The 25833-nt window shown below is 56.0% G+C and carries 21 protein-coding genes; 10 read left to right on the top strand and 11 right to left on the bottom strand.

What is annotated here, in order from left to right; translation table 11 throughout:
- Positions 1 to 34 precede the first annotated feature (34 nt).
- Positions 35 to 1063 (bottom strand): EF-P beta-lysylation protein EpmB, encoded by a 1029-nt coding sequence (gene epmB / locus C1Y41_RS13210; RefSeq protein WP_039382136.1) that lies wholly within the window; start codon positions 1061 to 1063, stop codon positions 35 to 37.
- A 40-nt stretch (positions 1064 to 1103) separates the two neighbouring features.
- On the opposite strand from epmB, the gene efp reads away from it, so the two are divergent.
- The 3 genes from efp (at position 1104) to epmA (ending at position 3082) form a co-directional block, all read left to right on the top strand.
- Complete coding sequence (gene efp / locus C1Y41_RS13205; RefSeq protein ID WP_039382139.1) at positions 1104 to 1670, top strand: elongation factor P; 567 nt, start codon at positions 1104 to 1106, stop codon at positions 1668 to 1670.
- Positions 1671 to 1833: 163 nt separating this feature from the next.
- On the top strand, positions 1834 to 1968 hold the full coding sequence (locus C1Y41_RS13200; protein WP_039382142.1) for an entericidin A/B family lipoprotein: 135 nt from the start codon (positions 1834 to 1836) through the stop codon (positions 1966 to 1968).
- A 136-nt stretch (positions 1969 to 2104) separates the two neighbouring features.
- Positions 2105 to 3082 (top strand): elongation factor P--(R)-beta-lysine ligase, encoded by a 978-nt coding sequence (gene epmA / locus C1Y41_RS13195; protein WP_039382145.1) that lies wholly within the window; start codon positions 2105 to 2107, stop codon positions 3080 to 3082.
- 39 nt (positions 3083 to 3121) lie between these two features.
- On the opposite strand, the gene degS is transcribed toward epmA, so the two are convergent.
- The 3 genes from degS to zapG all read right to left on the bottom strand — a co-directional run bounded on the left by degS (position 3122) and on the right by zapG (position 6178).
- Positions 3122 to 4201, bottom strand: a complete 1080-nt coding sequence (degS, locus tag C1Y41_RS13190) for an outer membrane-stress sensor serine endopeptidase DegS (protein WP_039382147.1) — start codon at positions 4199 to 4201, stop codon at positions 3122 to 3124.
- A gap of 86 nt (positions 4202 to 4287) precedes the next feature.
- A complete protein-coding gene (gene degQ, locus C1Y41_RS13185) occupies positions 4288 to 5658 on the bottom strand; it encodes a serine endoprotease DegQ (protein WP_104085593.1) in 1371 nt (456 codons plus the stop codon).
- 109 nt (positions 5659 to 5767) lie between these two features.
- On the bottom strand, positions 5768 to 6178 hold the full coding sequence (zapG, locus tag C1Y41_RS13180) for a Z-ring associated protein ZapG (protein WP_094110668.1): 411 nt from the start codon (positions 6176 to 6178) through the stop codon (positions 5768 to 5770).
- A gap of 189 nt (positions 6179 to 6367) precedes the next feature.
- On the opposite strand from zapG, the gene zapE reads away from it, so the two are divergent.
- The 5 genes from zapE to sspB all read left to right on the top strand — a co-directional run bounded on the left by zapE (position 6368) and on the right by sspB (position 10027).
- The gene (gene zapE, locus C1Y41_RS13175) at positions 6368 to 7495 is read left to right on the top strand and encodes a cell division protein ZapE (RefSeq protein ID WP_094110669.1); all 1128 of its coding nucleotides are present in this window, start codon (positions 6368 to 6370) and stop codon (positions 7493 to 7495) included.
- Between the two features lie 238 nt (positions 7496 to 7733).
- Positions 7734 to 8162, top strand: a complete 429-nt coding sequence (rplM, locus tag C1Y41_RS13165; protein WP_039382157.1) for a 50S ribosomal protein L13 — start codon at positions 7734 to 7736, stop codon at positions 8160 to 8162.
- A 15-nt stretch (positions 8163 to 8177) separates the two neighbouring features.
- On the top strand, positions 8178 to 8570 hold the full coding sequence (rpsI, locus tag C1Y41_RS13160) for a 30S ribosomal protein S9 (protein WP_039382160.1): 393 nt from the start codon (positions 8178 to 8180) through the stop codon (positions 8568 to 8570).
- 327 nt (positions 8571 to 8897) lie between these two features.
- Positions 8898 to 9539: a stringent starvation protein SspA gene (gene sspA, locus C1Y41_RS13155; protein ID WP_039382163.1), complete on the top strand. Its 642-nt coding sequence runs from the start codon at positions 8898 to 8900 to the stop codon at positions 9537 to 9539.
- Positions 9540 to 9541: 2 nt separating this feature from the next.
- Entirely contained in the window at positions 9542 to 10027 is a 486-nt protein-coding gene (gene sspB / locus C1Y41_RS13150; protein ID WP_039382169.1) for a ClpXP protease specificity-enhancing factor, read from the top strand.
- A gap of 52 nt (positions 10028 to 10079) precedes the next feature.
- Here sspB and C1Y41_RS13145 read toward each other — a convergent pair whose 3' ends face one another.
- Positions 10080 to 11834 carry a sulfite reductase subunit alpha gene (locus C1Y41_RS13145; RefSeq protein ID WP_039382173.1) on the bottom strand — a complete coding sequence of 585 codons (1755 nt, stop codon included), beginning with the start codon at positions 11832 to 11834 and terminating at the stop codon, positions 10080 to 10082.
- 64 nt (positions 11835 to 11898) lie between these two features.
- Complete coding sequence (locus tag C1Y41_RS13140; RefSeq protein WP_039382177.1) at positions 11899 to 17430, bottom strand: glutamate synthase-related protein; 5532 nt, start codon at positions 17428 to 17430, stop codon at positions 11899 to 11901.
- An 887-nt stretch (positions 17431 to 18317) separates the two neighbouring features.
- Between C1Y41_RS13140 and arcB the strand changes: the two genes are divergently transcribed.
- Together arcB and mtgA are read left to right on the top strand one after the other, a co-directional pair.
- Positions 18318 to 20660, top strand: a complete 2343-nt coding sequence (gene arcB, locus C1Y41_RS13135; protein ID WP_104085592.1) for an aerobic respiration two-component sensor histidine kinase ArcB — start codon at positions 18318 to 18320, stop codon at positions 20658 to 20660.
- A 929-nt stretch (positions 20661 to 21589) separates the two neighbouring features.
- Positions 21590 to 22267: a monofunctional biosynthetic peptidoglycan transglycosylase gene (gene mtgA / locus C1Y41_RS13130; RefSeq protein ID WP_369826812.1), complete on the top strand. Its 678-nt coding sequence runs from the start codon at positions 21590 to 21592 to the stop codon at positions 22265 to 22267.
- A 5-nt stretch (positions 22268 to 22272) separates the two neighbouring features.
- Here the strand turns inward: mtgA and npr are convergent, their stop codons facing one another.
- The 5 genes from npr to rpoN all read right to left on the bottom strand — a co-directional run bounded on the left by npr (position 22273) and on the right by rpoN (position 25812).
- Positions 22273 to 22545 carry a PTS phosphocarrier protein NPr gene (gene npr, locus C1Y41_RS13125; RefSeq protein WP_039382188.1) on the bottom strand — a complete coding sequence of 91 codons (273 nt, stop codon included), beginning with the start codon at positions 22543 to 22545 and terminating at the stop codon, positions 22273 to 22275.
- Positions 22542 to 23396, bottom strand: coding sequence for an RNase adapter RapZ (gene rapZ, locus C1Y41_RS13120; RefSeq protein ID WP_039382191.1), 855 nt, complete (start codon positions 23394 to 23396; stop codon positions 22542 to 22544). The genes npr and rapZ overlap by 4 nt, the downstream gene beginning before the upstream one ends.
- Before the next feature lie 53 nt (positions 23397 to 23449).
- Positions 23450 to 23932, bottom strand: a complete 483-nt coding sequence (ptsN, locus tag C1Y41_RS13115) for a PTS IIA-like nitrogen regulatory protein PtsN (RefSeq protein ID WP_039382195.1) — start codon at positions 23930 to 23932, stop codon at positions 23450 to 23452.
- 137 nt (positions 23933 to 24069) lie between these two features.
- Positions 24070 to 24357, bottom strand: a complete 288-nt coding sequence (gene hpf / locus C1Y41_RS13110; RefSeq protein ID WP_039382198.1) for a ribosome hibernation promoting factor — start codon at positions 24355 to 24357, stop codon at positions 24070 to 24072.
- A 21-nt stretch (positions 24358 to 24378) separates the two neighbouring features.
- Positions 24379 to 25812 (bottom strand): RNA polymerase factor sigma-54, encoded by a 1434-nt coding sequence (gene rpoN, locus C1Y41_RS13105; RefSeq protein WP_039382200.1) that lies wholly within the window; start codon positions 25810 to 25812, stop codon positions 24379 to 24381.
- Between the last annotated feature and the right edge of the window lie 21 nt (positions 25813 to 25833).

Below are 25833 nucleotides of genomic sequence, written 5' to 3'. Positions count from 1 at the left end.
AGGGTGCGCATTCATGCGCACCGGAGAGCGAGCGTTACTCCTGACGCAGCTGAAGGTCCAGCGGGGTTTTGCTCGGCTCACCGCCAATCTCACGCGCCAGTCTGGGAACCATATAGCCGGAGACCCGGCTGAGCAGCTGACGCATCAGCGCGCGCGCTTCGGCGTCTGAAACAAAGAAGTGGGCAGCGCCCTGAACTTTGTCGAGCACGTGGAGATAGTAGGGCAGAATGCCGGCATCAAACAGCGCATTACTTAGCTCAGCCAGCGCATCCGCATTATCATTAACGCCGCGCAGCAGCACGCTCTGATTCAGCAGCGTCACGCCCGATCGCTTCAGCAGCTGCAGACGCGCGCGCAGCGCCTCATCAATCTCCTGCGCATGATTGATATGGCTTACCAGCAGCACCTGCAGGCGGGTGTCAGCCAGCAGCTGACACAGCGTTTCCGTAATGCGCGCCGGGATCACCACCGGCAGCCGGCTGTGAATACGCAGGCGCTTCAGATGCGGGATCTGCTCCAGCGCCGCAATCAGCCAGGCCAGCTCATGATCTTTAGCCATCAGCGGATCGCCGCCGGAAAAGATAATCTCATCCAGCTCCGGGTGCGCGGCAATGTAGTCGATCGCCGCCTGCCAGTTACGCTTGTTGCCCTGATTATCCTGATAAGGAAAGTGACGGCGGAAACAGTAGCGGCAGTTTACCGCACAGCCCCCTTTGACCAGCAGCAGCGCGCGGTTTTTATACTTGTGCAGCAGGCCCGGCACCACGCTGCTCTGCTCATCGAGCGGATCGGTAGTGTAGCCCGGCGCATCGGTAAACTCCTGGCGGCTGGTCAGCACCTGCAGCAGCAGAGGGTCACCGGCATCGCCGTGGCGCATGCGCTGAATGAAGGCGCGCGGCACGCGCAGGGCAAAAAGCTGGCGTGCAGCGTGGCCGGCAGCTAATTCCTGATGATGTTCGAGGCCTAAAAGTTGCAGTAATTCAGCAGGATCGGTGACAACATCAGCAAGTTGCTGCAACCAATCTTCTCTGACAGGGGAATTTAGGGTTACAATGTGTGCCATTTTTTTGGCTATTACCAGTTAATATCTACAGAGGGCCTTTATGGCGACTTATCTTAGCAACGATTTTCGTTCCGGTCTTAAAATCATGTTCGAAGGCGAACCGTATGCCATCGAATCCAGTGAATTCGTAAAACCGGGTAAAGGCCAGGCTTTCGCACGCGTTAAAATGCGTCGTCTGCTGACCGGTTCTCGCGTTGAGAAGACCTTCAAATCTACCGACTCTGCCGAAGGCGCAGACGTTCGTGATATGACGCTGCAGTACTCTTACAACGACGGTGACTTCTTCTACTTCATGCACCCTGAGTCGTTTGAACAGTACCAGGTTGAAGCCAAAGTACTGGATGACGTGACCAAGTGGCTGCAGGACAACGCAGAGTGTATCGTAACCCTGTGGAACGATAAACCGATTGCCGTTCAGCCGCCAAACTTCATCGAAGCAGAAATCACCGAAACCGATCCGGGCCTGAAAGGCGATACCGCCGGAACCGGCGGCAAGCCAGCGACCCTGTCTACCGGCGCAGTGATCAAAGTGCCACTCTTCGTTCAGATTGGCGAAGTGGTGAAAGTTGACACCCGCTCGGGTGAATACGTTTCCCGCGTAAAATAAGCACGACATCAGTACTCAATCAGGCGCATCGGTGATGCGCCTTTTTTTATGGCCGCGAAACGCGATGGCGGCGTGAATTTTTCCGGGGCGCAGCTACCAGGGTTGCAGAAGCAGACTATGCTTTAAAAGCTGTACTTTTACTGCAACCAACAAGGATATGGCTATGTTTAAGAAAAGTATTGTCGCAATTTTCTCTGTGCTGGTGCTCTCTTCGGTACTGAGCGGCTGTAACACCACGCGCGGCGTCGGTGAGGATGTCGAAGCGGGTGGTCAGGCAATTCAGCGCAGCACCCAGTAAAATCTGCCGGTGCGAAAGCTTTCGCACCGCTCTTCTTTTCCTCTGATCTGCCAGCTTCTCTTCCGCTACGCCTCGTTGTTTGCTGCTTCTGTTCCGGGTAGACTTCCACCCCTTATTTGTATGAGGAGTCATCACCATGAGCGAAACGGCAAGCTGGCAGCCGAGCGCACCCATTGCCAATTTGTTGAAACGCGCCGCGATTCTGGCGGAAATCAGGCGTTTCTTTGCCGATCGCGGCGTGCTGGAAGTGGATACCCCGGCGATGAGCCAGGCCACCATTACCGATATCCATCTGGTGCCGTTTCAGACGCGTTTTGTCGGACCCGGCGCCAGCGAAGGCCGCGATCTCTGGCTGATGACCAGCCCGGAATACCATATGAAACGGCTGCTGGCCGCTGGCAGCGGGCCGATCTACCAGATGGGTCGCTGCTTCCGTAATGAAGAGGCGGGGCGTCATCACAATCCTGAATTTACCATGCTGGAGTGGTACCGCCCGCACTACGATATGTATCGCCTGATGAACGAGGTGGACGATCTGCTGCAGCAGGTGCTGGAGTGCGACACTGCAGAATCCCTCTCCTATCAGCAGGCGTTTATCCGTCATCTGGAGATTGATCCGCTCTCTGCGGATAAAACGCAGCTGCGCGAAGCCGCGACAAAGCTCGGCGAGGGGGAGCTGGCGCAGCGTGAAGAGGATCGCGATACGCTGCTGCAGCTGCTGTTTATGCTGGGCGTAGAGCCGAAAATTGGCAACGACAAACCCTGCTTTGTCTATCACTTCCCGGCAAGTCAGGCTGCGCTGGCGGAGATCAGCACGGAAGATCATCGCGTTGCTGAACGCTTCGAGGTCTATTACAAAGGGGTTGAGCTGGCGAACGGTTTTCGCGAGCTGACCGACAGCCGTGAGCAGCGTCAGCGTTTTGAACAGGATAACCGTCGTCGTGCGGCGCGCGGGCTGCCGCAGCATCCGATTGACCACTATCTGCTGGATGCCCTGGCGCATGGTATGCCAGCCTGTTCCGGCGTGGCGCTGGGCGTGGATCGCCTGATTATGCTGGCGCTGAAAGCCAGCGCGCTGAGCGATGTGATCGCGTTTCCGGTCGACAGAAGCTGAGAACGTCAGGTTAAGCGCGGCGCCGGCTGGCGCCGCGGCTTACTGGGCGGTGGTGACGGGGGCGGCAGCTTCCGGAAATTCCTGGATCGTAACCGGCAGCGTCATTTTTTGCTCATTGCGCAGCACCTGCACATCAATCACTGAACCGGGGCGGATCTCCGCCACCTGATCCATCGTCTCCTGCGCGGAGAGCGCAGGCTTGCCATTAACCTGCAGCAGCACATCGTTGGCCTGGATCCCGGCGCTATCGGCCGGACCGCCCGGCGCGACGCTGTTAACAATAATACCCTGTACGCGATCGAGATTGCTGCCCTGGCCGTGCAGCGGCGGCAGTTCACGTCCGGTAATGCCGATATAGCCGCGGATCACCCGCCCGTCGCGGATCAGCTTATCCATGATTTTGGCCGCCAGCGCGGTAGGAATAGCGAAGCCGATGCCTTCCGGTGTTTCTCCGTCGTTGCTTTTATCAAAGGTCAGCGTGTTGATACCCATCAGCTCGCCCAGCGAATTGATCAGCGCGCCGCCTGAATTGCCCTGATTAATTGAGGCATCGGTCTGCAGGAAATTTTGCCGGCCGGAAGAGCTCAGGCCGACGCGTCCGGTCGCGCTGATAATGCCCTGTGTGACCGTCTGCCCGAGATTATAGGGGTTGCCTATCGCCATCACGACGTCACCAATGTGCGCCAGCCGCGCAGGGTTAATCGGGATAACCGGCAGGCCTGAGGCGCTGATTTTGAGCACGGCTAAATCGGTCATGGCGTCGGAGCCCACCAGGGTCGCTTCAAAAAAGCGGCCATCCTGCAGCGCCACGATGATCTGATCGGCGTTATTGATAACGTGTTTGTTGGTAAGGATGTACCCTTTCGCGTTCATGATCACACCCGAGCCGAGCGTGGTGATACCGCGATTATTGTTACCGTGGGCGCTGCGGTTGTAGACATTGACTACGGCGGGCACGGCACGGCGCACCCCCGGATTAAAACTGAAAGGGGTTTCGTCAGCGCTGCTTTCATGATCAAAAGTGACGTCGCTGCCCATCCGCAGCGCCGGGATCGCAACAAGCAGCAAGCCTGCTACGATCAGGCCCATCACCACTGCACGCAAAAGTTTAAGAAACATGGTGTTATTTCAAGCCAGGTGAGATCGCAGGGCAGAATAACATGAGAAAGGCGGACACACACCTGCTTGTCCGCCTGTCGGGGGGATTATCTCAGAAGCAGGTAGATACTCTCGTCGCCGCGTACCACATTCAGCGCCAGCACCGGCGGTTTGCCCTCCAGCACTTTACGCATCTCGGCAAGGCTCTGCACCCGGGTACGGTTTACGCCCACAATCACATCATCTTTCTGCAGACCGACCTGCTCAGCCGGCGTGCCTTTTTCGATGGCGTCGACTTTAATGCCTTTATCGCCTGTTTTGGTAGTGCCGTCGCTCAGCTGCGCGCCCTGCAAAGCAGGAGACATCAGCTGCGCGCTGGCGGTGCTCTGCGCGCTCTGCTCCAGCGTAACGGTCACGCTGACCGGCTTACCGTCGCGCAGCAGACCGATTTTCACCTGCTGGCCTGGCGGCGTGGTGCCTACTTTAACGCGCAGCTCGGCGAAGCTGGCGATCGGCTTATCGTTGATAGAGGTGATGATATCGCCCGATTTTATCCCCGCTTTCTCCGCGGCCGATTTTGGCAACACTTCAGAGACAAATGCGCCGCGCTGCGCGTCAACGTTAAACGCTTTCGCAATATCCGCCGTCATCTCGGTGCCTTTGATACCTAGCTGACCGCGCTTCACTTCGCCGAACTGAATCAGCTGCTGCGCCAGGTTGATCGCCATATCACTGGGGATGGCAAAGCCGATACCAATATTGCCGCCGCTTGATGCCAGAATCGCGGTATTAATACCGATAAGCTCACCGTTCAGGTTGACCAGCGCGCCGCCGGAGTTACCGCGGTTAATCGCCGCATCCGTCTGAATAAAGTTCTCCAGTCCTTCAAGATTAAGGCCGCTGCGGCCGAGTGCCGAGATGATCCCGGAGGTGGCTGTCTGACCCAGACCAAACGGATTACCGATGGCTACCGCAAAGTCGCCGACTTTCAGCGCATCAGAATCGGCGATTTTCACCTGCGTCAGGTTCTTAGCCCCTTCAACCTGAATCAGAGCGATATCTGTCTGCTCGTCGTGGCCAATCAGTTTGGCATCATATTCGTTGCCGTCGCTGAGCTGGACGCTGATTTTGTCCGCGCCGTTTACAACGTGATTATTCGTCAGAATATAGCCTTTTGCCGCATCGATAATGACGCCGGAACCGAGGCCTTCAAATGGCTGAGGCTGCGACTGACCTGGCGCCTGGCTGAAAAAACGCTTCAGCGGTTCCGGGATCTCCTGCGCCTGCTGACCACTGTCGCTGCCCTCAACGTGTACGCTGACCACCGCCGGCAGCACTTTCTCCAGCATCGGTGCCAGGCTTGGCAGCGCCTGCCCCTGAATCTGTGCCGGAAGCGCGGCCATCGCGCCTGACGTTGCGGCCAGGCTCATGCTGATACTCAGCGCCAGTGCGCTTAATAGTTTTGTTTGTTTTTTCATGGGTTATCAGGCTCTCGCTGCGAATAGGGGAGTACAGAAAGTGTGACAATCGTTTACTGCAAGTGTTCGAAACAAAAAGGGCACCGCATGAGGCGGTGCCCTGAAAAGATTAACTGCGGGGCGGGGTAGTGCGATCGCTGCCGCGCAGTAACCCGGAAGCGCCTTCAGAGTAGTCGCGCGGGATCTGCACCGGCGCCTGATCGTTATCCGCTTCCGCTTCCGTCAGCTGATAGGCGAACGGATTTTTTTCACCCGGCAGATTAGGCAGCAGATCGTTGGATCCTTTTGCCATGTGCTGATAAAGCTGGCGGTAATCGCGCGCCATATTGTCCAGCAGCTCTGCGCTCTGGGCAAAATGGTTGGTGAGCTCTTCGCGATAATCTGCCAGCTCCGCTTTTGATTTTTCCAGTTCATACTGCATGCTGCGCTGTTCGCGCAATTTTTTGTTGCCAAAACGCATAGCGACTGCGCCGACAATAATGCCAATCACTAAACCAATCAGCCCGTATTCCCAGGTCATAATAACTCCCGTGTAATTTCCGTTGCTTCGTAGGGCATTGCTTCAACTTCAACTTCAGCTTCACTATAAGTCACTATACCCGTTAATCTGCAGGAAGTGGAACTATCGGACTGTATCGCTTAGTGTAGAGCGGCCTAATTTTCAGCAACCGACACGTGAATCGGACTTTTCAGGGATTCTGAGAGAACCATGCAAACCTCATCTCCGCTTGCGCGCTATGAGCAGGCGCTGTCGCAGGGCGAGTTCCGCCCGGACGACGTACAACGTGAAGCTATAACCCGCTTAGACGCTATCCAGCAAGGGCTGATTGCCCGTCAGCAGCCGCGTGAAAACAGCGGTCGCGGCCTGCTGGGACGCCTCTCCCGACTGGTCGGCAAAGAGAAGGCAGCGCCGGAAGCACCGGTACGCGGTCTCTATATGTGGGGCGGTGTGGGTCGGGGAAAAACCTGGGTCATGGACCTGTTTTTTCAGTCAATTCCTGGCGATCGCAAACTGCGGCTGCACTTTCATCGTTTTATGCTGCGGGTACATGAAGAGCTGACGCAGCTGCAGGGACAAAGCGATCCGCTGCAGATTGTGGCTGACCGTTTTAAAGCAGAGACCGATATCCTCTGCTTTGATGAGTTTTTTGTCTCCGACATTACCGATGCCATGCTGCTGGGTACGCTGATGGAGGCACTGTTCGCACGCGGTATCGCCCTGGTCGCCACCTCCAATATTCCGCCGGACGATCTCTACCGCAACGGTCTGCAGCGCGCGCGCTTCCTGCCCGCTATTGAGCAGATTAAACAGCACTGTGAGGTGATGAACGTGGATGCCGGCATCGACTATCGCCTGCGTACGCTGACGTCAGCACATCTGTGGAACCATCCGCTTAATGACGCCACACAGGCGGAGATGACGCGCATGTTTCGTGCGCTGGCGGGCGGAGCGCCCGATGATGCGCCGGTGCTGGAGATCAATCACCGGGAGATGCCCACCCGTGGAGTACATGAAGGCGTGCTCGCCATTGATTTCCTGACGCTGTGCGGGGCGGGGCGCAGCCAGCACGACTACATTGAGCTATCGCGGCGTTTCCATAGCGTGCTGCTGTTTGATGTGCCGGTGATGATTTATAAAACTGAAGATCAGGCGCGCCGCTTTCTGGCGCTGGTGGATGAATTTTACGAACGCCACGTCAAACTGGTGGTGGCAGCGGAAACCTCGCTGTTTGAAATTTATCAGGGAACCCGGCTGAAGTTCGAGTATCAGCGCTGCCTGTCACGCCTGCAGGAGATGCAGAGCGAGGAGTATCTCCGGCTGCCGCATCTGCCGTGACGCCCGGCCAGAAATCGTGAATTTTGTCGCAAAAAGGTTCGATTTTTAAATCTGACTTCTCTATAATCTTGCGACCCCACGTTACAGCACAGCATTTCTTTTCCCGGAAAGCTGTGTGATCCGGTAACTCTACCTGAGGGGGTGGGCTTGCTGGGCGAAATGGTCGCGTGAGCCTCAATCGTTAACTTAGCGTTTGGGATTTCACCAACGTGTAACTTTTATTTGGGTAAGCTTTTCAATGAAAACTTTTACAGCTAAACCAGAAACCGTACAGCGTGACTGGTATGTTGTTGACGCAACTGGCAAAACCTTGGGTCGCCTGGCGACTGAACTGGCGCGCCGTCTGCGTGGTAAGCACAAAGCGGAATATACTCCGCACGTTGACACCGGTGATTACATCATCGTTCTGAACGCGGACAAAGTTGCTGTAACCGGCAACAAGCGTACCGACAAGATTTACTATCACCACACTGGTCACATCGGTGGTATCAAGCAGGCGACCTTCGAAGAGATGATTGCCCGCCGTCCTGAGCGTGTGATTGAAATCGCGGTTAAAGGCATGCTGCCAAAAGGCCCACTGGGTCGTGCTATGTACCGTAAACTGAAAGTTTACGCAGGCAACGAGCACAACCACGCGGCGCAGCAACCGCAAGTTCTTGACATTTAATCGGGATTATAGGCAATGGCTGAAACTCAAAACTACGGCACTGGTCGCCGCAAAAGCTCTGCCGCTCGCGTCTTTATCAAGCCGGGTAGCGGTAACATCGTAATTAACCAGCGCTCTCTGGAGCAGTACTTCGGTCGCGAGACTGCACGCATGGTCGTGCGTCAGCCGCTGGAGCTGGTTGATATGGTTGGTAAACTGGATCTGTACATCACCGTTAAAGGTGGTGGTATTTCTGGTCAGGCTGGTGCGATCCGTCACGGTATCACCCGCGCTCTGATGGAATACGACGAATCTCTGCGTGCAGAACTGCGCAAAGCGGGCTTTGTTACCCGTGATGCTCGTCAGGTTGAACGTAAGAAAGTCGGCCTGCGTAAAGCACGTCGTCGTCCTCAGTTCTCCAAGCGTTAATTGCTTACTGCTTCGGCAGTGTCAATTGGCTCAAAAAACCCGCTTCGGCGGGTTTTTTATTGGCTGTTATCCCGGTAAAGCAGTGTAAAAACGCGAGCTTTCCCGGCTATTTGCCCGCAAATGCGCAACCCCGCCCCACAAGCTGCTTAAAATCTGGTAAACTCACTGACACTTTGCGCCCGCGAGCCGCGGCCTGAACTGACGCTCCGCTCCGGACATGAGCCGGATATCAGCGCTGCCCGGCAGTGTGCGAGTCTGATGATCGGGTGAGTCGCCGTGTGGTTGGCTATTCGCAGTATATTTTTGTGAACAAACTTGGAGGTTTTCATGGCTGTCGCTGCCAACAAACGTTCGGTAATGACGCTGTTTTCTGGTCCGACTGACATTTTCAGCCATCAGGTACGTATCGTACTGGCTGAAAAGGGCGTCAGCGTGGAGATCGAGCAGGTTGAACCAGATAATCTGCCGCAGGATCTGATTGACCTCAACCCGTATCGCACCGTACCTACGCTGGTTGACCGTGAACTGACGTTGTATGAATCACGCATCATCATGGAGTACCTGGATGAGCGTTTCCCGCATCCTCCGCTGATGCCGGTTTATCCGGTTGCGCGTGGTGAAAGCCGCCTGATGATGCACCGCATTGAGCAGGACTGGTATAGCCTGCTGCGTACCATCGAAACCACCAGCGGCGCTGAGGCAGATGCCGCGCGTAAACAGCTGCGTGAAGAGCTGCTGGCGATTGCGCCGCTGTTTGCGCGCACGCCGTTCTTTATGAGCGAAGAGTTCAGCCTGGTGGATTGCTACCTGGCGCCGCTGCTGTGGCGTCTGCCGCAGATGGGCGTTGATCTGAGCGGTGCCGGCTCGAAAGAGCTGAAAGGTTATATGACACGCGTATTTGAACGCGACTCCTTCCTCGCCTCACTGACGGAAGCTGAGCGGGAAATGCGCCTGCAGGCTCGGGGCTAAGTATGGAAATGTCGCAACTCACCGCGCGTCGCCCCTATCTGCTGCGGGCATTTTACGACTGGCTGCTGGATAATCAGCTGACGCCGCATCTGGTGGTGGATATCAATTTGCCTGGCGTACAGGTCCCGCTGGAGTATGCGCGCGACGGACAGATCGTGCTGAATATTGCGCCGCGTGCGGTAGGCAATCTCGATCTCTCCAATGACGAAGTGCGCTTCAACGCGCGCTTTGGCGGCGTGCCGCGTCAGGTTTCCGTGCCGATGGCTGCTGTAATGGCAATCTACGCGCGTGAAAATGGTGCGGGCACCATGTTCGAACCGGAGCCGGTCTACGATCAGGCGATGGACGATCAGGAAGCGGGTCAGGAAGAGACGGTCATGTCCGTTATCGATGGCGATCGTCCGGATGATGCTCAGGATGAGGATCATTCCCCTGATGACGAGCCACCGCCGCGCGGCGGACGTCCTTCACTGCGCGTCGTTAAGTAATCTTTTCGCGCAGAAAAAACGGGCCTGATGGCCCGTTTTTTTATGCTGTCACTCAGTAGACGTCGCGCAGATAGCGTTTTTCTTTCTTCAGCTGGTCGATATACGCTGCGGCACGTTCACCGGACAGACCGCCAGCCTGGCGTACCACTTCATACAGCGCGGCGTCGACATCTTTCGCCATGCGCGATGCATCACCGCAGACGTAAAAGTATGCGCCTTCCTGCAGCCAGGCGTAGAGCTCAGCGCCTTTCTCCAGCATCCGGTTCTGAACATAGATTTTCTCTTCCTGATCGCGCGAGAAGGCGAGATCGAGGTGCGTCAGCAGACCGCTCTGCTGCCAGCCGTGCAGCTCATCACTGTAGATATAGTCATGCTCCTGATGCTGATCGCCGAAAAAGAGCCAGTTTTTGCCTTTTGCTTCCGTTGCCTGGCGCTCCTGCAGAAATGCGCGAAACGGCGCAATACCGGTACCCGGTCCGACCATGATCAGCGGTGCATTGCCATCAGCCGGCACGCGGAACGCTTTATTAGGCGAAATAAAAATAGCCGGCTTCTCGCCACGGCGTACGCGCTCTGCCAGATAAGTGGAACAGACGCCTTTACGCTCGCGTCCGCCGCTGTGATAGCGCACAGAGGCGATGGTCAGGTGTACCTGATTGGGATGCGCTTTGGCGCTGGAGGAGATGGAGTAAGCGCGGTGCTGCAGCGGCCGCAGCATCGCCACAAATTCCGGCACCGACAGGCTGCGCTTCAGCTCCAGCTGCAGCAGATCGAGGCTGTCTTTGCCCCACAGCCAGTTGGCCAGCGTATCTTTATCGTCGTGCTGCAGCACATGCAGCAGCTCCTGGTTGGCGGTGTGCTGGCCAATCCACTCAATGAGCTTGCGTGACGGCTCGGCGATTTCAAACTGATAGGTTAGCAGATCGCCCAGATTACGATCGAAGCCCGGTACCGGTGTTTCATAGTCCGCTTTCAGCTCAGTCAGCAGCAGCGTGACCAGCGCGGCGTCGTTGACCGGAATAATCCCCAGCGCATCGCCCGCTTCATATTTCAGACCGCTACCGCTGAGATCAAATTCAAAGTGGCGGATATCTTTGGCCGACTGTTCGCCGGAGAGGCGTTTATTGGTGGTCAGCGCAGCCGCATAAGGATTCTGCTTATTGCTGCCGGGGATTACCGGCGCTTCCGGTGCGCTCTCCAGCACGGTGCCGCTGCTGCCGGCGCTGGCGGCAAACTGCGGCATCGCGCTGCCAATCCAGGCATCGGATGGCTCTTCAAAATCGATATCGCAGTCGATGCGATCCACTACGCGGCGCGCACCCAGCTGTTCAAGACGCATATCGATGAATTTACCCGCCTGGCAGAAACCGTCGTAGCCGGTATCGCCAATTGCCAGCACGGCAAAGTGCATCTGCTCCAGGCGCGGTGCGGTGCTGGCTGAAATCGCCTGCCAGAACAGCTGCGCGTTGTCAGGCATCTCACCTTCACCATAGGTTGAGGTCACAATCAGCACATGACGCATGGTGGTGAAGACTTCGAGATCGACCTCACCCAGCGCCTGCACCACCGGGACCAGACCTTTGGCACGAGCCGCTTTAGCCGCGGTCTGGGCCAGCGCTTCGGCATTGCCGGTCTGGGAGCCGTACAGAATGTGCAGCTGCGTAGTTGCGCTGGCGCCAGCGGCAGGCGCCGTCTGCTTATCTTCCAGCACTAACAGGCGCGAGTGGAGACCGGCGAGAAAACCCGCCAGCCAGTATTTCTGCTCACCGTTAAACGGTGCGTCTTCAGGAATGTAAGGAATCTTCATGATACGGGTACTCAATCCTGTTAGTAATGTTCACTCTTAAGGCTCAAATGCCGGGCTGACGCGATCAGGACAGTTTTCCGACCGCAGCGGCAATTTCCGGCAGCGCCGCACGCGCAAACAGCTCTTCAAAGTCCGGCAGGTGGCCCAGCACCTCGCGATGGCGCGCATCCTGATAGATGATCCAGCCATAGGTCGCCAGGCTATCCATAGAGCGGATATTACGCTGCGTTAATGCCGCTTTGTAATCAGCCATGCGTTTTGCCGCGATCAGGCTTGCCAGCTCATCATCGCTGTAGCTCTCAATTGCCGCGCGGGCGTGCCGCTGCAGCTTACTGACCAGCGCAAAATCCTCGGTCATCAGCAGATTGCGTACCGCTTTTTCAACCGCCGGATCTTCCACTGCGGTGCCTTTCGGCAGCTTGCCCAGCGCCAGCTGCTGCGCAAAGCTCAGCACGGTGTAGTTGTTAAGCAGGATAAACATCTCCTGCGTATCAGTCGCACCGTAGGCGGGTACGGCCCCGTCAGCAATGGTTTTGCCGCTGCGCCACGCCGCTTTAAATTTGGCTACCTGGTGCGCAGCCAGCGAGGTTGAAAGCTCTTCCAGCAGATCTTTGCGCGATTTTGCTTTCAGGATCTCACCACCATCCTGGTAGAGCAGCAGCGAACGCGGCATAACATACACAAAGTGCTGACATTCGCTCTCCCAGTTCGCCAGCAGCCAGGCGGCGCGTGGCGAGCGGGTCGCTTCCAGATGCCAGTTCAGCATGGTCAGTACCGCCTGCTTATGCACGCGCGCCATCTCGTTATCATCCGCAATGGAACCAAAGAGTACGGAGTCTCCCGCCGCATGGCCGGCAAGGTTGCCGTACGGGTCATACTGATAAGCGAAGCCGCCGCTCATGCCGTTGCCAAAGCCTTTGCCAAAGGTGCCGAGGTTAAGGATGGCGCCGTTGGTCATATATTCACAGCAGAAATCGCCCACGCCTTCCACCACGGCGGTGGCGCCGGAGTTACGTACCGCGAAGCGATCGCCCGCCTGGCCCTGCACAAACAGCCGGCCGCCGGTGGCACCAAACAGCGCAAAGTTGCCGATCAGCACGTTGCCATCGCTATCCTGTGCGCCGCCGCCTGGTGACATCACCACCAGCTCACCGCCGCACTGACCTTTGCCTACGCCATCGTTACAGGTGCCGTAGTGCTGCATCAGCATGCCGTCGTTACAGAACGCCCCGAATGATTGTCCGGCTGCGCCCTGGGTATGGATTTGCACCGTACGTGGCGCCAGGTAGTGGCGCCCGCGATCGTCCTTCAGCACCGCCGGCAGCAGGAGGCGCTGCTCAGCCGGTAGCGTATGGTTCAGCAGGCGCTCGATATCGATAGCCAGCTGTCCGCCAACGCTTTTATTGCGGTTATTCAGCGTCACGCCGTTGCCCAGAGTAACCTCACGGCCCGCCTGCTCAACCAGCTGCGCCGTCACTTCCGTTACCCAGCCGTCGTCGAGCGTAAAATCTTTTTCCAGATAGACCGGATGCGCGATTTTCTGTTCCGGTACTACCGTCAGCATGGCGCGCAGATCGAGTTTGCCCACTTCCAGCGGATGATCCATCAGGTGCAGCAGATCGGCCCGGCCGCGCGCCTCACGCAGCGAGCGCAGGCCGAGGCGGGCGAGAAACTCGCGCACTTCCTGCGCCACGTTGATGAAGTACTGCGCCAGCTGACGCGGATCGCCATCAAAGGCTTCGGCATTGGTGGTTAAGCCCGCCGGGCACTTCACGTTGCAGTTTTTCGCCATCACGCACTTCAGCATCATCAGTGCCGTGGTACCAAACTCAAAGCTATCGCCGCCCAGCAGCGCGGATTTAATCACGTCGCTGCCGGTCTGCTGCGCGCCGGAGCAGCGGAGCTGTACTTTGTCACGCAGGCCATTGGCGCACAGCGCCTGATGAACTTCAGCAATACCGATTTCTGCCACGCGGCCGGTATATTTCAGGCTGGTTACCGATGCCGCACCGGTTCCGCCGGTGTTGCCCGCCACGTTAATGACGTCGGCGCCGGCTTTGGCTACGCCCACCGCAATGGTGCCGATACCTTCTGAAGAGACCAGTTTGACAATAACGCGCACGCGCGCGGCTTTGCAGTCGTGGATCAGCTGTGCCAGATCCTCAATGGAGTAGGTGTCATGGTGAGGCGGAGGCGACACCAGCTCCACACCCGGCGTGCCGCCGCGTGCGGCAGCAATCTCTACCGTGACTTTAGGCGCCGGCAGCTGACCGCCTTCGCCAGGTTTTGCACCCTGACCAATTTTGATCTCCAGCTCTTCCAGCATCGGATCGGCCAGGTAGGCCGCCCAGACACCAAAACGTCCTGAAGCCAGCTGTTTAATGCGCGAGGCGCGGATGGTGCCGTGACGCGAATAGTGCTCGCCGCCTTCACCGCAGTTACTCATGCCGCCCACCATATTGGTGCCGTGCGCGACGGCTTCATGCGCAGGCGCAACCAGCGCTCCGTGGCTCATTGCACCGGAAGCGAAGGTGCGGGTGATTTCGTGTGCCGGCTGAATCTCCTCCAGCGGCAGCGAAGGCTGCGCCGTGAAAATTTTTGCCAGGTACTCTGCGGCCTTACCATAGGCGGTAATGCGCAGCACGCTCTCTTCCACGCTGCTGCTCTCAATGTCATCCCGGAAGCGGGTGCTGAGCGCACGCGCCAGCGCCGCCAGACGCTCCTGCTCCGGTTTCAGACCGGCAATCGCGTCGATCAGGCGCAGTTCAAACTGGTTCAGGCTGCCCGCCACCGTCTGACACTGCAGGCCACGGATGGCGAAACCATTGTTCACCAGCGAATAGCGGCCCAGCTTGCGGCCAAACTCCGCTTCACTGTCAACGTGGGTCAGATCGCAGGGCAGGGCAAGAATGTCACGCAGCGCTGCCGGACGGCGTTTGCGCTCGGCATGCATCAGGCTGGAGAACTGACGGTAATCCGGCGTAATGGCAAAGGTATCGATGACCGCATTCGGGATCCGTTCAAAGCTGCTCTCTTTGAATGCGTCCGCTTTAATACCAAACGCGTTTTCCAGCCTGGCGAGCGTCATCAGACGGATAAAGTTATCCTCTTCGCGCGCCTTATCGGCAAAGCGGATCGGCTGTTCAGTCATATCGATAAAGGTTCGCACGGCGATGGTGCCGTAGGAGTGACCGGCACCTTCCGCACGCTCTTTGAACAGGCCAAGCAGCGGCACTTCCGCTTCACCCTGGATTTTCAGCGCGCTTTGATGCCAGTCTACTGCCATCTGGGCGATCGCCGGGAAGCCTGCGCCACCCACCGGGGTTTTGATATTCGGAAAATATTTTTTCAGCACCGGATCTTCAGTATCGAGAAAATTAGGCTCAAAAAACTCACCGCAGCTGTAGCTCTCGACGGTGCAGAGGCCCACTTTACCCATGGTCTTCATCAGCGCTTTCTCAGCGGCTTTGGCATAGCGCCTGAACGCCTTATTACCCTCTTCGCCTTCACCAAATTTCTCTTCTGCGCGCATCTGTACGCCCAGCGGATAGACGGCGGAAGCACCGAAGCCGAGCGTGGCAGCGATATGGTGCGACGAGATGCTCTGACCGCTCTCAACCACCAGAGAGACATCCAGACGCAGCCCTTCCTGCACCAGACGCTGGTTAATGGCGGAGATCACCAGCAGCATCGGCATGGCGGCATGAGTGGTTGATACGTGACGATCGGTGATCACGGCAATGCCGCCCTGCGTACGGGCGAAATCCACCACCTGCTGAGCCAGATTATCTATCGCTTTTTCCAGCGCGCTGGCATTAGCGGCGCGGCTGACGATATCTTTGCCGGTCACCGGCTCATAGAGCATTTCAAAGCGCGCGTAAGGTGCCACGTTCTGCTCGCGCAGGCGCAGCATATCAAGGTGGGTCAGGATCGGACTGGGAACAATAATCTGCTGCCCTTTGCTACGGCCAAGATGGGGTTTTGCGCCCAGCGCCACGCGCAGCGTCATGCCGTCAGCTTCACGGATAGAGTCGAGCGGCGGGTTGGTCACCTGCGCAAAGCGCTGCGAAAAGTAGTGCGCCATGCCGCCTTCATGATCGGAAAGGCCGTTGATGGCGTTGCCGTAACCCATTGCGGAGATCTTCTCCGCACCGGTCTGCAGCATCGGATCCATCATGAACTTGAAGCTTTCCTGGTTGTAGTAGTAGGCGACAAAACGCTGGTAGGTTTTGAGATCGCCGCGATAGCGCAGCGGAGAGCCAAGCTTCTCAGCCGGAATTTCCGGCAGCTCATGCAGCTCGACGCGCGCCGCCTGCAGCAGGGCACGATAATCTTTTGCGGCCGCCAGTTTTTCCAGCGCTTCGGTCGTGGTATAGGCGCGCTTCTCTTTGTGATCGTAATAGAGCATACCGCCCGCTTCGATGCGGCCGCGACGCAGTACGCTTTCTGGCGGAAAGGCAATCTGGCCCGCTTCTGACATGGCACCGATATAGTCGGCAGTTTCCACTGAACGCAGCGGACGCAGGCCCAGGCGATCCAGACGGGCACCGATGACCTCGCCGTTGCCGAAAATCAGCGCGGCCGGACCATCATTTTTCTCTTCATACAGCGAAAAGTACTCCAGCATCGCACGCACGTCAGCGGAGAGTGAACTGTCGTTCTCCCACGCCGGGGGCATCATGGAGACCACGGCGGTGATCAGGTCGAGATCGTCTTCCATCAGGCGGCTGTGGATGCTCTGGTCAAGACGCGAGCTGTCAGACTGGCCTTTAGGGCGGACAATTTTTTTACCGCGCGCCAGCATCAGCGCCGCTTCAGCAATGCGGTTTTTACGATCGGTATTCAGCTCGCCGTTATGCGCCATCAGGCGGAACGGCTGTGCCATAGTGGTATGGGGATCGGTATTGGTCGAGAAGCGGGTATGGAAAAAGAGTCCGCGCACCTGGTGATCGCTGTCGGTGAGGTCTTTAAAGTAAGGGATCACTTCATTCGAGTTCAGACGCGCTTTAAACACCTGCGTGCGGGAAGAGAGTGAGAGCGGATAGAGGCCGCCAAACTCACTTTCGGTGAACGCGCGCGCTTCGATATCCAGCAGCGCCCGGTAGATCTGACGTTCGAAGTCAGTCTGATTCGTCAGCGCAGGCGGAGCGGCAAACACCCACTGCACAATCGGCAGCTGAAACGCCACGGCGGCAGGGCGGGTTACGCTATTATCCAGCGGCATATCGCGCTTCAGCAGCACCGGGAAATTCCATGCGGCCAGCGTCTCTTCAACCAGACGTTCGGCATTAGCCCGCAGCGCGGCATCTTTCGGGACAAAAAAGTTGCCTACGCCAAACTGGCCAGCTTCCAGCGCCTGGCCGGTTAATTTACGGAAAAAGTTAAGCGAGAGATCGACGTTAACGCCGGCACCATCACCGACACCCTCTGCGGACATCCCGCCGCGATGCGGCACGGTGCAGAGTGCGCTGTGCGCCATCTGCAGAATGTCATGTGTCTGCTCGCCGTCCTTGCGGGTAATAAAACCTACACCACAGCTATCGCTGCCTGCGGCCGGGTCGTACAAACCATAGGAATGAGGTTTTTGCGTGGACATTGAGAGTCTCCTTAAACTGCTTTAGACATTGCCTGTTCTGTTTCAGGCACAGAGCGCTGACGCGTGCTGTTTCACTGGTTTTTTCCGCGCTGTACGCGGGCGTCGCCACACCGAGCAATGACTCTCAGGATCCGGGTATAACGTCCTTGATGAGTTGCTCTTCAATCCGGTCTCTAACGGGAGATAACTTGCATCCAGAGGGAGTCTTCTTGCTGCATAGATATGTCGAGACACAGTCCCGACTGGAAAGCATCCAGCGGAATTTCAACTTATCGGGAAAGCGCACAGAGGTCAAATAGAGAGCGCTGAGCCCTATATCTGCAGAAAAAAGAGGTTAACCTTATGAATTTTATGTTTTTTAACAGTAAATTTATGTCAATAAGCGCCGATTTAAACCCCTGCTAAGTGTGAGCCGTCTCACTATCTGCAGGCGGCGATATTACTTTACCCTGCTGGCAGTGCTGCTTATAGCAGCATAAAATATCGTAGCTGTGCAGACCGGCATGTCATGTATCTGTTTTTCTTATGGGGTCTGTTTTGAATTAAATATAGGTCTGTATAAGCAAAACTAATCAGAAGGTAACTGAGTAAAATTTCGTTAAATGTGAATCAGTATGCAATAAGGAGGGGTGGCAGTATGCTGAGAAATCAGCTGCCACAGGCGAAAGAGAGCAATAAGGTCTGACGCTTAGCTGCGCGCAGACGGCCTTTCAGATTATTCACCTGTGCAAATTAGTCAAGTGCTTTACTCAGCGCGAGCCAGATAACGTTCAAGCCGGGCGCGGATGCACTATGATGGGGCGTCAGGCGGGCGCAATATCCCGGTCAGCCCGGGCAGACGCAGGCTAATTACGTTATGATGGCGCCATTCGTTCAGGGGATCTGCCATGAAACAAATTCGTCTGTTAGCTCAATATTATGTCGACCTGATGGTCAAACTCGGTCTGGTGCGCTTTTCACTGCTGCTGGCGTCGGCGCTGGTGGTGCTGGCGATGATTGTCCAGATGGCGGTCACTATGGTACTGCGCGGGCACGTGGAAAGTATCGACGTGGTGCGCTCGGTTTTCTTTGGTCTGCTGATTACGCCCTGGGCGGTCTATTTCCTGTCAGTCGTGGTCGATCAGCTGGAGGAGTCGCGTCAGCGGCTAACGAAGCTGGTTGATAAGCTGGAAGAGATGCGCACGCGCGATCTCGAGCTTAATCAGCAGATGAAACAGACCATCACGCAGCTGAATCAGGAGATCAGCGATCGCATCAGCGCAGAAGAGGCGCGTAAACAGGTGATGGATAAGCTGCGTGAAGAGATGGCGCGCCGCGAGCAGGCGCAGATTGAGCTGGAGCAGCAATCCTCTTTCCTGCGCTCATTTCTGGATGCATCGCCCGATCTGGTCTTCTACCGTAATATCGACAAACAGTTCTCCGGCTGCAACCGCGCCATGGAGCTGCTGACCGGCCTAAGTGAAAAACAGCTGATCGGACTGACGCCGCGCGATATTTATGATGATGAGGCAGCGACCAAGGTACTGGAAACAGACGAAAAGGTGTTTCGCCATAACGTATCGCTCACCTATGAGCAGTGGCTGCAGTATCCGGACGGGCGCAAAGCCTGTTTTGAAATCCGTAAAGTGCCCTATTACGATCGGGTGGGCAAGCGCAGCGGCCTGATGGGATTCGGACGCGATATCACGGAGCGTAAGCGCTATCAGGATGCGCTGGAGAACGCCAGCCGGGAGAAAACCACCTTTATTTCAACGATCAGCCACGAGCTGCGCACGCCGCTGAACGGCATCGTGGGTCTGAGCCGTATTCTGCTGGATACCGAGCTCAGCCAGGAGCAGCTGAAGTACCTGAAAACGATTCACGTCTCAGCCATTACGCTGGGCAATATCTTTAATGATGTGATCGAAGTGGACAAAATCGAGCGGCGCAAAGTTCAGCTGGATAACCAGCCGCTTGATTTCACCGGTTTCCTTGCCGATCTCGAAAACTTATCCGGCCTGCTGGCCCAGCCGAAAGATCTGAAGTTTGTTATGCAGCCCGCGCTGCCGCTGCCGCATAAAATTCTGGCTGACGGCACGCGCTTACGGCAGATCCTGTGGAACCTGATTGGAAACGCCGTGAAATTCACCCGCGAGGGAGAGATTGTCGTGCGGGTCGCGTACAGCGCGAATGAAACGCTGCGCTTTGAAGTGCAGGATTCAGGAATGGGTATTCCGCAGGAGGAGCAGGACAAAATCTTTGCCATGTATTATCAGGTCAAAGATCAGCACGGCGGCAAGCCCGCGACCGGCACCGGTATCGGGCTGGCGGTATCGCGCCGCCTGGCGCAGGCGATGGGCGGAGATATCACAGTCAGCAGCGCGCCGGGTAAGGGCTCCTGCTTTGTGGTTGAGATTAACGCGCCGCGCGTGGCTGACGAAGTGGAAGATACCGGCCTGGATGACAGCCTGCCGCTGCCGGCGCTGCACGTACTGCTGGTGGAAGATATTGAACTGAATGTGATTGTCGCCCGCTCGGTGCTGGAGAAGCTCGGATGCAGCGTTGAGGTCGCCATGAACGGCCATGACGCGCTAAGCCTGTTTGATCCGCAGGAGTTTGACCTGGTGCTGCTGGATATTCAGCTGCCGGATATGACCGGACTGGACGTTGCGCGCGCTATCCATCAGCAGCATAAGGGCGTGCAGCTGCCGCCGCTGGTCGCGCTGACGGCCAACGTACTTAAAGATAAAAAAGAGTATCTCGATGCCGGAATGGATGAAGTACTCAGTAAACCGCTGGCGGTGCCGGCGCTGACGGCGGTGATCAAAAAATTCTGGGATTATCAGGGCGAGGCAGAAGAGACAGATATGCCTGTCGCGGATACGCAGTCGCGCATGCTACTGGATGTGGCGATGCTGGAGCAGTATATCGAGCTGGTCGGGCCTGGCCTGATCACGCAGAGCCTGACGATGTTTGAGCAGATGATGCCTGGTTATCTTGATGTTCTCGATTCCAACATGATGGCGCGCGATCAAAAAGGCATTGCCGAAGAGGGGCACAAAATTAAAGGTGCCGCGGGATCGGTAGGCTTGCTGCATCTGCAGCAGCTGGCAAAACAGATCCAGTCACCGGAACTGCCGGCCTGGTGGGACAATGTGCAGGAGTGGATCGATGAACTGAAGCAGGAGTGGCGACAGGATGTTGCCGTACTGCGTGAATGGGTTGCCGGGCGGGAAAATCAGAAGCGCTAAAAAAAATGACCCCGGTCGAAACCGGGGTGCGCGAATACTGCGCCAACACCAGGGAAAAAGTGACTGCTGCTGTTATGGTTAATTGAAGTAAAAAGCAGCAGTCAGGTATTGGTTAACGTTACAAAATCACCTTAGCAAATTTGCCAGCCTGCGCGACAAGATTCATTAAATTGTGTGATGTTGAACAACGTTCCGCTACAGAAAACATTAATTTGACAACACTGTCAAGCGGGGAATCAATTTCCTCGCTGATTTGTTTGTTATTTAACCAATATCAACCGGTTTTGGCTGATTTTTCGCCATCAGGATTGAGGGAAGCGGCGAAAGCCCGGATAGCTATCCGGGGACGGATTGTTATCAGGAAAATATTCTTTATGCTATTGTTTTGTAATAAAAATAGCCGTATTGCATCACATTTATCCGAAACGTTTTGGAAAGCAGGCGGTTAAACTTCCAGATCGGTCGTTCTGAAAAACAGGCCGGTCAGAGTGTAAAATTTGATTTACGGACAATTGCCGGGGGATTCGGCTTTCTGGCAGCATAATATGTGTCTGAAACCGATCTCATAGCAGACGATAGTCAGGAAACGCTAAGCTATTCTTTGCAAATGTTAAGCTATATGAAAGTCTTATTAACATGACTATTAGTACAGGTTAACGGCGGTCTGAAGTTTGCTTTGCGCGATTTTTATGCATGGAACCGATTCCTTAAAGATGGAAGTCTTTGATGTTTCAGGGTATCAGCAGAAGAGCCGCGGCTGGCCTGAACGCTTTTTCAGCTCCGGAAACCGGCTGGCAGCATGCAGGCAGGTATAACAATGAGCACTGGACGCAATCATGACCAGAGTGATTAATTAATACAGGGAAGGGATACAGGAAGAGGTAATGAAAAAATACAGAGGGAAAGGGTTCAGCCTTTTCAGGTCGCTGATGGTTAAATGTCTGCTGGCATGGGCAGTACTCTGGATCGGAGGAATTGCCGTTTTCGCTTTTTTACCCGTGCCTTTTTCCGCGGTTATGGCGGAACGTCAGGCAGGCGCCTGGCTGCACGGAGATATCAGTTATGTCGCACATTCAGAGTGGGTCAGCATGGATAACATCTCCCCGTGGATGGCGCTGGCCGTGATTGCCGCCGAAGATCAGAAATTCCCTGAGCACTGGGGTTTTGACGTTGGCGCTATTCAGCAGGTGCTCGACAACAGCAGCGGCGAGCGCATGCGTGGCGCGTCAACGCTTTCTCAGCAGACAGCGAAAAATCTCTTTTTGTGGGACGGACGTAGCTGGCTACGTAAAGGGCTGGAGGCGGGGATGACGGTTGGCATTGAAACCGTCTGGAGTAAACGTCGTATTCTGACGGTCTACCTTAATATTGCTGAGTTCGGTCCCGGCGTTTTTGGCGCTGAAGCTGCAGCGCAGCACTATTTCCATAAGCCCGCCAGCCGCCTGACTATCGCAGAGGCTGCCCTGCTGGCTGCAGTATTGCCTAATCCGATCCGTTTTCGCGCGGATGCGCCTTCAGGCTATGTTCGCCAGCGTCAGCAGTGGATCATGCGTCAGATGCGCCAGCTGGGAGGGGAGGGTTTCCTGAATCGCTACCGGCTACACTAAAACCTTTACTCTTCGTCAAAGCCCGATTCAAACAGCTCAATAACGGCGGCCAGCGCCGCAGTTTCCTGCGGTCCGCTGGCTTCAATTTCAATATGACCGCCTTTTGCTGAATCCAGCATCAGCAGCGCAATAACGCTGCTCGCCTCAGCCTCGGTGCCCGCTTCATTGCGCAGCAGAACATCCGCGTCAAAGCTCTGCACCAGCTCAAACAGCTTCATCGCCGGGCGCGCATGCATACCCAGCTTGTTACGGATTTCGACGGTTTGCTTTACGGTCATGATTTACGCTTTTCCAGTGTGCGATGACGCGACTGCACGTTTTTACCGCGCGAACGGAAATAGTCAGCCAGCTGCTCGGCGATATACACGGAACGATGTTTGCCACCGGTACAGCCGATCGCCACAGTAAGGTAGCTGCGGTTGTTGGTTTCCAGCATCGGCAGCCATAGCTCAAGATAGCTGCGCGTCTGGTAGATAAAATTATGTACTTCTGTATGCCGATCCAGGAACGCCGCCACCGGTCGATCTAGGCCCGTCATCGGACGCAGCTTGGGATCCCAGTGCGGGTTAGGCAAAAAGCGCACGTCAAACACGTAGTCGGCATCGATCGGGATACCGTGTTTGAAACCGAACGACTCAAACACCATCGTGAGTTCGCGTTCGCGCTTGCCCAGCAGGCGGGTGCGCAGCATCTCAGCCAGCTCATGCACTGACATTTCTGAGGTATCAATAATCAGATCGGCACGCGAGCGCAGCGGCTCCAGCAGATCGTTCTCTTCATCAATGGCGCTTTCCAGCGACAGGTTTTTGCTGGAGAGCGGATGCAGACGACGGGTGTCGCTGTAGCGCCGGATCAGCGTATTGCGATCGGCATCCAGAAACAGCAGCTGAGGAGAGAAAGAGTCAGGCAGATTATTTAACGCCAGCTCAAAGACTTCCTGCGACTCCGGCATGTTGCGTACATCAATACTTACCGCCGCCGAAATATTCCGCTCTGTCAGCGTATTCGCCAGCTCAGGCAGCAGGACTACCGGCAGATTGTCGACACAGTAAAAGCCCATATCCTCCAGGGCACGCAGCGCAACTGATTTACCTGAGCCTGATCGACCACTGACGATCATCAGCACCATCACTATTCTCTCCTGTTTTATCCGGCCCGCAGACCGGTAACGCTATGTACTGATTACGAATGCGCTTCCTGAGCTTCTGTGATAATGGCGTAGAGCTCTTGATCACTCTGGGCCGCACGCAGGCGACGGCAAACCGTCTTATCTGCCAGGCGTTTTGCGACCAGCGACAGGGTATGAAGGTGCGTCTTACACTGATCGGCAGGCACCAGCAGAGCGAACAGCAGATCGACCGGCTGATTATCCACGGCGTCAAAAGCAATAGGCTGATCGAGGCTGATAAACACCCCCACCGCCCGCAGCGTATCCTCTTCCAGTTTGCCATGCGGAATAGCAATGCCGTTGCCAATGCCGGTACTGCCCATACGCTCGCGGGTCAGAATCGCTTCGAAAAGCGTCTGGTGCGGCAGATTGAGCTGCTTAGCCGCCAGTTCGCTGATAATCTCCAGCGCGCGTTTTTTACTCTGGCAGTGTACGCCGCTGCGGGTGCAGTCAGGCGTCAGAACCGAGCTCAATTCCAGTGTCAGATCGTTGTTCATCGTGGTTTCACTTGCGAGTTCACATAGCCACAGAGCGAAAAGCCCTGCTGGCGCTTGCGCAGATGATAAAACGGGGCGCTCTTCCGCCCCATTTTTCCCTGAGCGCTGAACGGGTCAGCGCTCTGCAAACGTGAAGGTTAGTGTTTTTTCAGTTTGTCTTTATGTTTGGTCAGCTGACGTGCCAGCTTATCAACCAGCCCGTCAATGGCCGCGTACATATCTTCCGCTTCCGCTGTGGCGTGCAGCTCACCGCCGTTAACGTGCAGAGTTGCCTCTGCAATCTGAGTCACTTTCTCCACTTTCAGAACAATATAAACCTGATTGATGCGATCGTAATAGTGTTCAAGTTTGCCAAATTTGCTGTTCACAAATTCGCGCAGCGGGTCAGTGATTTCGACATTGAGTCCGGTAAGGTTTAGCTGCATAGGTCTTCCTTCTGAGTTCGGTCAGACCAGCTGTTTACGCTGGTTTGATGGCGGTATAGATAAAGACTCGCGATACTTCGCAACCGTACGTCGCGCTACCATAATACCCTGTTCAGATAACATGGCGGTCAGTTTGCTGTCGCTCAAGGGCTTTGCGGGATTTTCTGCCGCGACCAGTTTTTTTACCAGCGCACGAATGGCCGTAGACGAGGCTTCGCCGCCGCCTTCCGTGCTGACATGGCTGGAGAAAAAATATTTCAGCTCAAAAATACCACGCGGACTGTGCAGATATTTTTGCGTGGTCACGCGTGAGATGGTGGACTCGTGCATATCGACCTGTTGCGCGATATCTGCCAGCACCATCGGACGCATATACTCTTCGCCCTGCTCAAAAAACGCCTGCTGCTGCGCAACGATACAGCGGGTAACCTTGAGCAGAGTGTCATTACGACTCTCCAGGCTTTTAATGAGCCAGCGCGCTTCCTGCAGATTATTGCGAATAAACTGGCTGTCGCTATCGCTGCGCGCTGAACCGCCCATGGCGGCATAGTGCTGGTTGATCCGCAGACGCGGCAGGCTTTCAGCGTTCAGTTCCACTATCCAGCGTGCGCCCGCTTTGCGCACCAGCACATCCGGAATAACGTATTCCGGTTCACCCGTATTAATCGATTGTCCGGGGCGCGGATCGAGCGACTGTATCAACAGCATCGCCTCTTTCAGCACCTCTTCTTTCAGGCGGGTCACCCGCATCAGGCTGCGGAAGTCGTGATTAGCCAGCAGATCGAGATGTTCACTGACAATCAGGCGCGCCTCTTTTAGCATAGGAGCGTCAGCCGCATATTGCGATAGCTGAACCAGCAGACAGTCGCGCAGATCGCGCGCGCCTACGCCAACCGGATCAAACCGCTGGACGCGCTTGAGAACCGCCTCTACCTCATCCAGCGTCAGCTCATCGTCGCCGATACTGTCGCAAATTTCCTGCAGCGTCACGGTGAGATAACCGGTCGTGTCGATCGCATCAACAATCGATGTCGCAATAGCGCGATCGGTATCGGTAAACGGGGTCAGCTCCACCTGCCACATCAGGTAATCCTGCAGCGACTGCGTGGTTTCTCCCTGATACACCGGCAGTTCATCATCCTGATAATCTGTTCCGGTGCCGGAAGGGGTGCCGGCGGTATAAATTTCATCCCACGACGCATCCAGCGGCAGCTCGTCAGGCATCTCTTTCTGTTCCAGCGCCTCACGGGTATCTAACGTATCGCTTTCCTGCGTTTCGCGTGCGTCCACTTCATCATGAATATCGGTCTGCTCAAGCAGCGGATTGCTCTCCAGCGCCAGCTGGAGCTCCTGCTGGAGTTCAAGCGTAGAGAGCTGCAGCAGGCGAATGGCCTGTTGCAGCTGGGGGGTCATCGCCAGCTGTTGGCTGAACCTGAGTTGCAAACCTTGCTTCATAATCCGGCTTGAATGTCCTAA

The organism is Pantoea sp. ICBG 1758 (assembly GCF_002928325.1).
In the GTDB taxonomy this organism is placed as follows: Bacteria; Pseudomonadota; Gammaproteobacteria; order Enterobacterales; family Enterobacteriaceae; genus Pantoea; species Pantoea eucrina.
Note: the sequence above shows the minus strand (reverse complement) of the source record. Positions and strands in the feature narration are given on the sequence as shown.

Bases quoted from the DNA above. Each gene is read 5' to 3' on its own strand.
- epmB (WP_039382136.1), bottom strand. From the start codon at position 1,063: ATGGCACACATTGTAACCCTAAATTCCCCTGTCAGAGAAGATTGGTTG.
- efp (WP_039382139.1), top strand. From the start codon at position 1,104: ATGGCGACTTATCTTAGCAACGATTTTCGTTCCGGTCTTAAAATCATG.
- C1Y41_RS13200 (WP_039382142.1), top strand. From the start codon at position 1,834: ATGTTTAAGAAAAGTATTGTCGCAATTTTCTCTGTGCTGGTGCTCTCT.
- epmA (WP_039382145.1), top strand. From the start codon at position 2,105: ATGAGCGAAACGGCAAGCTGGCAGCCGAGCGCACCCATTGCCAATTTG.
- degS (WP_039382147.1), bottom strand. From the start codon at position 4,201: ATGTTTCTTAAACTTTTGCGTGCAGTGGTGATGGGCCTGATCGTAGCA.
- degQ (WP_104085593.1), bottom strand. From the start codon at position 5,658: ATGAAAAAACAAACAAAACTATTAAGCGCACTGGCGCTGAGTATCAGC.
- zapG (WP_094110668.1), bottom strand. From the start codon at position 6,178: ATGACCTGGGAATACGGGCTGATTGGTTTAGTGATTGGCATTATTGTC.
- zapE (WP_094110669.1), top strand. From the start codon at position 6,368: ATGCAAACCTCATCTCCGCTTGCGCGCTATGAGCAGGCGCTGTCGCAG.
- rplM (WP_039382157.1), top strand. From the start codon at position 7,734: ATGAAAACTTTTACAGCTAAACCAGAAACCGTACAGCGTGACTGGTAT.
- rpsI (WP_039382160.1), top strand. From the start codon at position 8,178: ATGGCTGAAACTCAAAACTACGGCACTGGTCGCCGCAAAAGCTCTGCC.
- sspA (WP_039382163.1), top strand. From the start codon at position 8,898: ATGGCTGTCGCTGCCAACAAACGTTCGGTAATGACGCTGTTTTCTGGT.
- sspB (WP_039382169.1), top strand. From the start codon at position 9,542: ATGGAAATGTCGCAACTCACCGCGCGTCGCCCCTATCTGCTGCGGGCA.
- C1Y41_RS13145 (WP_039382173.1), bottom strand. From the start codon at position 11,834: ATGAAGATTCCTTACATTCCTGAAGACGCACCGTTTAACGGTGAGCAG.
- C1Y41_RS13140 (WP_039382177.1), bottom strand. From the start codon at position 17,430: ATGTCCACGCAAAAACCTCATTCCTATGGTTTGTACGACCCGGCCGCA.
- arcB (WP_104085592.1), top strand. From the start codon at position 18,318: ATGAAACAAATTCGTCTGTTAGCTCAATATTATGTCGACCTGATGGTC.
- mtgA (WP_369826812.1), top strand. From the start codon at position 21,590: ATGGTTAAATGTCTGCTGGCATGGGCAGTACTCTGGATCGGAGGAATT.
- npr (WP_039382188.1), bottom strand. From the start codon at position 22,545: ATGACCGTAAAGCAAACCGTCGAAATCCGTAACAAGCTGGGTATGCAT.
- rapZ (WP_039382191.1), bottom strand. From the start codon at position 23,396: ATGGTGCTGATGATCGTCAGTGGTCGATCAGGCTCAGGTAAATCAGTT.
- ptsN (WP_039382195.1), bottom strand. From the start codon at position 23,932: ATGAACAACGATCTGACACTGGAATTGAGCTCGGTTCTGACGCCTGAC.
- hpf (WP_039382198.1), bottom strand. From the start codon at position 24,357: ATGCAGCTAAACCTTACCGGACTCAATGTCGAAATCACTGACCCGCTG.
- rpoN (WP_039382200.1), bottom strand. From the start codon at position 25,812: ATGAAGCAAGGTTTGCAACTCAGGTTCAGCCAACAGCTGGCGATGACC.